Below are 2,568 nucleotides of genomic sequence, written 5' to 3' on the forward strand. Positions count from 1 at the left end.
TCCCATCCTGAGAGCTCGACTCTGTTTCGTAGATTGTGCTCCCGGCCCTCTTCTCCAACTCCTGAATGGTATCCAAGCCCCTCCACCGGAGTGAGGCTGCATGAACAAGGCAAGGATCGAGAGATGGCGGTTATTGGAATCGATGTCAGCAAGCAAAAGCTCGACTGTCTGTGGTTACGCGACCCGGACAGTCTGAAGGTCAAGACCAAGGTATTTACCAATCAAGTAGACGGCTTTGCCGCCTTGATCGAGTGGTGCTGCACCCACAGTGGCGTTGCCGCCGGGGAACTGAAGGTGTTCCTTGAGGCCACCGGGGTCTACCACGAATCCTTGGCGTATTACCTGCACGACCGTGGCGTTCAGGTCTTCGTCCTGAACCCGGCGCAAGTCCGCGAATATGCGCGCAGCCTGGGTATTCGCGGTAAGACGGACAAGCAGGACAGCCTGGTGCTCGCCCGTTTTGGCGCGACCCAAAAGGCCCGACGCTGGTTGCCGGAGGCGCGGGAGATCCGCGAGCTGAAAGCGATGATCGTGCGGTATGAGGCGTTGCAGGAGGACCTCCAGCGCGAACTGAACCGGCGGGAAAAAGCCGAGGTCAGTCAGGCCAGCCTCAGCGTAGTGGCCTCCATCGATACGATGCTCAGTGCCCTGCGTCAGGAGGCCGAACGCCTGAAGCAGGAGATCGACGACCACATCGACCGGCACGACCAGCTCAAACGCAACCGGGAGCTGCTGCGGAGCATCCAGGGCATCGGGGATGTCCTTTCCCGCCACCTGCTGGCGTTTCTGCACAGCCGCGACTTTGGCTGTGCCCGACAATGCGCGGCCTATGCGGGCCTGGTTCCACGCCCCTGGGACTCGGGGACGTCGGTAAAAGGCAAACCACGCTTGACCAAAGCGGGGCAGCCTCGGCTGCGGGCCAAGCTCTACATGGGGGCCATTGTGGCCAAACAGCACAATCCCACGGTCAAAGCGCTTTACCAGCGTCTGCTGGCACGCGGGAAAGCCAAGATGAGCGCCCTGGGCGCGGCCATGCGCAAGCTGCTGCAGATTGCCTATGGTGTGCTCAAGACGCAGACACCCTATCAGCCGCAACCGACCTGAAAGGGTCGGTTGCATCTGATCGGAGAGATGGTATCTACGGACTGCAGCGCCATCCCACCCTTCAGCTTCCGGCTTCCAGCTGCTCTTAACTGGCACCCTTGTTGCAGATACCCCTCTATCACGCCGCGCAGCGTCAAAAAATCGCGGCAGCAGGAGGAAGGTCATGAGTCAGGGTGTCGAGTTCAATCGGCTGATGTTGGAAATGCGTGCCATGCAGATGGATGCCATGGCGCGCGCCAAGCCCGCCCCTGCGGCAACTCCCGAGGCCGGTGCGCCGAGCTTCGCGGATATGCTCGGACAGGCCGTCAACAAGGTCGCCGATACCCAGACGGTCTCCACCGAGATGGCCAGCGCCTTCGAGGTGGGCCAGAAGGGTGTGGACCTCACCGACGTCATGATCGCGTCGCAGAAAGCCAGCGTGTCCTTCGAGGCCATGACCCAGGTGCGTAACAAGCTGGTCCAGGCCTACCAAGACATCATGCAGATGCCGGTTTGAGGACGGATTGAGAGATGGCTGAAGCCGCACTTGCAAAGGTCCCCGCCAAGGCAGACGCATCGATCGATGCAGGCGAGAAGAAGCCGCTGTTCGGCCTTTCGTTCCTGGAAAACCTCTCGCAGATGACCATGCTGCGCCAGGTCGGCCTGCTGGTCGGCCTGGCCGCCAGTGTCGCCATCGGTTTCGCCGTGGTGCTCTGGTCGCAGCAGCCGGACTACCGGCCGCTGTACGGCAGCCTGTCGGGGATGGATGCCAACCAGGTGGTGGAAGCCCTGACTGCTGCCGACATCCCCTACAAGATCGAGCCCAATTCCGGCGCCCTGCTGGTCAAGTCCGAGGACGTCGCCCGCGCCCGCCTGAAACTCGCCGGCGCCGGCGTGGCCCCCAGCGATGGCAATGTCGGCTTCGAGATCCTCGACAAGGAGCAGGGCCTTGGCACCAGCCAGTTCATGGAGGCCACCCGCTATCGCCGCGGCCTGGAAGGCGAACTGGCGCGCACCGTCTCCAGCCTGAACAACGTCAAGGGCGCTCGCGTGCACCTGGCCATCCCGAAGAGCTCCGTGTTCGTCCGTGACGAGCGCAAGCCCAGCGCCTCCGTTCTGGTTGATCTGTACCCGGGTCGTACCCTGGAGCCGAGCCAGGTCATGGCGATCGTCAACCTGGTGGCCAGCAGCGTGCCGGAGCTCGACAAGTCCCAGGTCACAGTGGTCGACCAGAAGGGCAACCTGCTGTCCGACCAGCAGGAACTGTCCGAGCTGACCATGGCGGGCAAGCAGTTCGACTACACCCGGCGCATGGAAACCCTCTACACCCAGCGGGTGCACAGCATCCTCCAGCCGGTGCTGGGCAATGGCCGCTACAAGGCGGAAGTCTCGGCGGACGTCGACTTCAGCGCCGTCGAATCCACTTCCGAGATGTTCAACCCGGACCAGCCGGCCCTGCGCAGCGAGCAGAAGCTCGCCGAGGAG

At 62.7% G+C, this 2,568-nt stretch carries 3 protein-coding genes; all 3 read left to right on the forward strand.

The genetic code is table 11. The features are described 5' to 3' along the window. Window positions 1–123: 123 nt before the first annotated feature. Window positions 124–1,104 (forward strand): IS110 family transposase, encoded by a 981-nt coding sequence (locus tag E8F11_RS21500; RefSeq protein ID WP_280286854.1) that lies wholly within the window; start codon window positions 124–126, stop codon window positions 1,102–1,104. Window positions 1,105–1,267: 163 nt separating this feature from the next. Next, window positions 1,268–1,600: a flagellar hook-basal body complex protein FliE gene (fliE, locus tag E8F11_RS21505; RefSeq protein ID WP_280290905.1), complete on the forward strand. Its 333-nt coding sequence runs from the start codon at window positions 1,268–1,270 to the stop codon at window positions 1,598–1,600. 14 nt (window positions 1,601–1,614) lie between these two features. Further along, window positions 1,615–2,568 (forward strand): flagellar basal-body MS-ring/collar protein FliF (gene fliF / locus E8F11_RS21510; RefSeq protein WP_280290906.1); only part of this gene is annotated, 954 nt, incomplete at its 3' end.

Origin of the sequence: Pseudomonas sp. BN417 (assembly GCF_029871205.1) — a bacterium.
GTDB lineage: Bacteria > Pseudomonadota > Gammaproteobacteria > Pseudomonadales > Pseudomonadaceae > Metapseudomonas.